Source organism: Simplicispira sp., assembly GCF_028687295.1.
Taxonomy (GTDB): domain Bacteria; phylum Pseudomonadota; class Gammaproteobacteria; order Burkholderiales; family Burkholderiaceae_C; genus Simplicispira; species Simplicispira metamorpha.
Window position 1 is genome coordinate 1 of sequence record NZ_JAQUAL010000200.1, and the last position, 4,564, is coordinate 4,564.

General features: G+C 65.7%; 7 protein-coding genes. All 7 read left to right on the forward strand.

The annotated features are described in order from the left end of the window. A partial coding sequence (locus PHX69_RS15365; RefSeq protein ID WP_288044904.1) for an anthranilate synthase component I family protein occupies window positions 1-636 on the forward strand: 636 nt, incomplete at its 5' end. Beyond that, a complete protein-coding gene (locus PHX69_RS15370) occupies window positions 633-962 on the forward strand; it encodes a chorismate mutase (protein ID WP_119012395.1) in 330 nt (109 codons plus the stop codon). The genes PHX69_RS15365 and PHX69_RS15370, both read left to right, overlap by 4 nt. Continuing rightward, window positions 959-1,546, forward strand: coding sequence for an aminodeoxychorismate/anthranilate synthase component II (locus tag PHX69_RS15375; protein ID WP_119012394.1), 588 nt, complete (start codon window positions 959-961; stop codon window positions 1,544-1,546). Before PHX69_RS15370 ends, PHX69_RS15375 begins: the two co-directional genes overlap by 4 nt. Window positions 1,547-1,686: 140 nt before the next feature. Next, complete coding sequence (trpD, locus tag PHX69_RS15380) at window positions 1,687-2,733, forward strand: anthranilate phosphoribosyltransferase (RefSeq protein WP_119012393.1); 1,047 nt, start codon at window positions 1,687-1,689, stop codon at window positions 2,731-2,733. 22 nt (window positions 2,734-2,755) lie between these two features. Continuing rightward, complete coding sequence (locus PHX69_RS15385) at window positions 2,756-3,013, forward strand: hypothetical protein (protein ID WP_288044909.1); 258 nt, start codon at window positions 2,756-2,758, stop codon at window positions 3,011-3,013. Window positions 3,014-3,098: 85 nt separating this feature from the next. Continuing rightward, the gene (gene trpC, locus PHX69_RS15390; RefSeq protein ID WP_119012391.1) at window positions 3,099-3,899 is read left to right on the forward strand and encodes an indole-3-glycerol phosphate synthase TrpC; all 801 of its coding nucleotides are present in this window, start codon (window positions 3,099-3,101) and stop codon (window positions 3,897-3,899) included. A 203-nt stretch (window positions 3,900-4,102) separates the two neighbouring features. Next, window positions 4,103-4,564: uracil-DNA glycosylase family protein (locus tag PHX69_RS15395; RefSeq protein ID WP_502958550.1), on the forward strand; the 462-nt coding region annotated here is incomplete at its 3' end.

Sequence of the window (4,564 nt, forward strand, 5' to 3'; positions counted from 1 at the left end):
GTCGGCGCCAGCCCGGAAATTCTGGTGCGCCAGGAAAGCACGCCCGAGGGGCAAAAAATCACCATACGTCCGCTGGCGGGCACCCGCCCCCGGGGTGCCACGCCCGAGCTGGACAAGGCCGCCGAGGTCGAACTCATCAACGACCCCAAAGAGCGCGCTGAGCACGTCATGCTGATTGACCTGGCACGCAACGACATTGGCCGCATCGCCAAAACCGGCAGCGTCAAAGTGACCGAAGCCTTTGTGGTGGAGCGTTACAGCCACGTCATGCACATCGTCAGCAACGTCGAGGGCATCTTGAACGAGGGCATGACCAGCATGGACGTACTCAAGGCCACCTTCCCGGCGGGCACGCTCACCGGCGCGCCCAAGGTGCACGCGATGGAGTTGATCGACCAGTTGGAGCCCAGCAAGCGCGGCATTTACGGCGGTGCCTGCGGCTACCTCAGCTACGCCGGCGACATGGACGTGGCCATTGCGATCCGCACCGGCATCATCAAAGACGGCCAGCTCTACGTGCAGGCCGCCGCCGGGGTGGTGGCTGACTCGGTGCCCGAGCTGGAATGGAAAGAGACCGAACACAAAGCCCGCGCCCTGCTGCGCGCCGCCGAACTGGTAGAGGAGGGCCTGGAATGACCCGCGCCATTGACAACGTGCAGCACTGCACCACCATGCAAGACGTGCGCCGCCACATCGACGCCCTGGACGACATCCTGGTGCCCCTGTTGGTGCAGCGCACCGGCTACATGACGCAGGCCGCGCGCATCAAGCAAGACGCCGCCCAGGTGCGCGACGAAGAGCGCATCGAAGCCATCGTGCAGCGCGTGCGTGCCAGCACCGCACTGCACGGCGGCGCGCCCGACGTGATCGAGGCCATCTACCGCAGCCTGATGGAGCATTCCATCGCCCAAGAGCACCGCGAATTTGCCCGCCTGCGCGCGCCCCAAGGAGAGCAGCCATGAAACTCTTGATGGTCGATAACTACGACAGCTTTACCTACAACATCGTCCAGTATTTTGGTGAGCTGGGCGCGCAGGTGCAGGTGTATCGCAACGACGAAATCACCGTGGCCGACATCCAGGCGCGGCTGGACGCCGGGCAGCTTGACCGCCTGGTCATCTCGCCCGGGCCGTGCTCGCCAGCCGAGGCGGGTATCTCGGTGGCGGCGATACAGCACTTTGCGGGCCAGCTGCCGATTCTGGGCGTGTGCCTGGGCCACCAGAGCATTGGTGCGGCGTTTGGCGGCAAGATCGTGCGGGCGCAGCAGCTCATGCACGGCAAGACCAGCGTCATCACCACCACGCAGCAGGGCGTGTTTGCCGGACTGCCGCCGCAGTTCACCGTGAACCGCTACCACTCGCTGGCCATTGAGCGCGCCACCTGCCCCGACTGCCTGGAGATCACCGCCTGGACGGACGATGGCGAAATCATGGGCGTGCGCCACAAAACGCTGGACATCGAAGGCGTGCAGTTCCACCCCGAGAGCATCCTGACCGAGCACGGCCACGCCATGCTGAAAAACTTTCTGGAGCCGCGCAGCGCCTGAGGGCGGCGTGTTGCCCCGCGCTGGGTGCCGGTGCTTTGCGCCGTGCGCCCACCGCAGGGTGCATCTCATTTGATAGCTGCTCGCGCAGGCTCCATCAGCCTTAGAGCCCTGAAACACTGTAAATTTTTGGCGGAGGCCCCATGTCCATCACCCCCCAGGAAGCGCTGCAACGCACCATCGAGCACCGCGAAATCTTCCACGACGAGATGCTGCACCTGATGCGCATGATCATGCGCGGCGAACTCTCGCCGGTGATGACGGCAGCCATCGTCACCGGCCTGCGCGTCAAAAAAGAAACCATCGGTGAAATCACCGCCGCCGCGCAGGTGATGCGCGAGTTTTCTACCAAGGTGGCGGTGCAAGATGCCACGCACCTGGTGGACATCGTGGGCACGGGCGGCGATGGCGCCAACACCTTCAACATCTCCACCTGCGCCACCTTCGTGATCGCGGCAGCGGGCGGCAAGGTCAGCAAGCACGGTGGGCGCAGCGTCAGCAGCAAAAGCGGCAGCGCCGACGCCATGGAGGCGCTGGGCATCCACATCAACCTCACGCCCGGGCAGATTGCGCGCTGCATTGCCGAGGTGGGCATCGGCTTCATGTTTGCGCCCAACCACCACCCGGCCATGAAAAACGTGGCGCCCGTGCGCAAAGAGCTGGGCGTGCGCACGCTGTTCAACATCCTGGGGCCGCTGACCAACCCGGCCAGCGCGCCCAACATCCTGATGGGCGTGTTCCACGAAGACCTGGTGGGCATCCAGGTGCGTGCGCTGCAACGCCTGGGCGCCGAGCACGCGCTGGTGGTCTATGGCCGCGACGGGCTCGATGAAATCAGCCTGGGCGCCAGCACCCTGGTGGGCGAGTTGAAAGACGGCGCCGTGCGCGAGTACGAAATCCACCCCGAGGACTTTGGCCTGCCCATGGCCAGCACCCGCTCACTGAAGGTGGAGAACCCCGAGGAGTCCAAAGCCATGCTGCTGGGCGTGCTGGCCGGTGCCAGCGGCCCGGCGCGCGACATCGTCTGCCTGAACGCGGGCGCTGCGCTGTACGCGGGCAACGTGGTGCCCAGCATTGCCGAGGGCCTGGCGCGCGCGCAGCAGGCCATCGACAGCGGCGCTGCCCGCGCCAAACTCGACGCGCTGGTGGCACGCACCCAGGCCCTGGCCGCTGCGGCCACCACCGCCTGACCCCGGCAGCAAGGAGCACACCATGAGCCTGCTCGACGCCCCCATTTGGCACGACGCCGGCACCTGGATCGTGCTGGGCATCTCGCTGCTGTTCATCGTGGTGGGTGCGGTGATGCACCACACCATCATGAAAGTGGTGCGCGCGCCCGCCCCCGAGGCGGCGCCTGCACCTGCTGCGCCTGCCGCTGCTGCCGTGGCCACACCACCGGCACCGTCCGCCACTGCTGCAACCGCCGCCACTGCCACCGCTGCGGCACCTGCCGCATCCACCCCCGATTGAGCGCTGGCAGCGCGCGCCGCTGCCAGCCTCCCCACCCGCCACCCCGCTGCGCCCGGCCCCCGCGCGCAGCCACCAGGAAAAAACCATGTCCGATATTCTGAAAAAAATCTGCGAAGTCAAAGTGCAGGAAGTGGCCGCAGCGCAAAAGCGCAAGTCGCTGGAGGCCATGCGCGCCGACGCCGAAAGCCGCGTGCTGACGCGCGATTTTGTCGGCGCCCTGCGCGCCAAAATCGCCGCCGGTCAGGCCGCCGTGATTGCTGAAATCAAGAAAGCCAGCCCCAGCAAAGGCGTGATCCGCGAAGACTTTGAGCCTGCCGACATCGCGCAAAGCTACGCCGAGGGCAACGGCCAGGTCAGCGCCGCCTGCTTGTCGGTGCTGACCGACAAGCAGTTTTTTCAGGGGCAGATCGATTATTTGAAGCAGGCGCGTGCCAGCTGCCAGCTGCCGGTGCTGCGCAAAGACTTTCTGGTCGATGCCTACCAGGTGTATGAATCGCGCGCCATGGGCGCTGACGCGGTGCTCTTGATCGCCGCCTGCCTGGACGATGCGCAAATGCGCGACTTCGAGGCCATTGCCCGCAGCCTGGACATGGCCGTGCTGGTGGAAGTCCACGACGGCGCCGAGCTGGAGCGCGCGCTGAAGTTGAAAACGCCGCTGATCGGCATCAACAACCGCGACCTGCGCAGCTTCGAGGTCAGCCTGCAAACCACGCTGGACTTGCAAAAGCACGTGCCCGCCGACCGCCTGCTGGTCACGGAGTCGGGCATTTTGACGCGCGCCGATGTACAGCGCATGCGCGATGCCGACGTCCACGCTTTTTTGGTGGGCGAGGCGTTCATGCGCGCGCCCGAGCCGGGCCTGGCGCTGGCCGAGCTGTTCGCCTGAGCTATCAAAATAATAGCTGCTGGCGCATATCTGGCGGGCGTTAAAAACCATTTTGGCTTGAAACCCCCAACCCCTGCGCGCGCCGTGCCTGGCACAGCTGTGGTTTATCAAAAAACATAGCTGCTAGCGCCCGTCTGGTGGGCGTTAGAGGCCGATTGGGCTTAAAAAATCGGCCCTCCCTGCATTGGTTTTGGATGACGCTGATGACTGAATGGACAAATCCCCCGAACGCGGCGCAACTCCAGAGCGCTGACCCCGCCGATTGGCCCGTGGCCAGCGGCTGGCAACCGCTGGTGGACGGCTTTTTTGCCAGCACCGAGGGGCACCAGCTGCTGGCCTTTTTGCAGGCGCGCTTGCAGGCCGGGGCCACCATCTTTCCGCCCCGGCCCCTGCGCGCGCTGGAACTGACGCCGCCTGAAAGCGTGCGCGTGGTCATCCTCGGCCAAGACCCCTACCACGGGCGCGGCCAGGCCGAGGGGCTGGCGTTCTCGGTAGCGCCGGGTGTGGCGCTGCCGCCGTCGCTGCGCAACATCTTCAAGGAATTGCAGCGCGATCTGGGCACGCTGCCCCCGGCGTTTCCGCCGCCCGGCGGCAGCCTGGTCAAGTGGGCGCAAAACGGCGTGCTGCTGCTCAACACCTGCCTGACGGTGGAAGAGGGCCAGCCC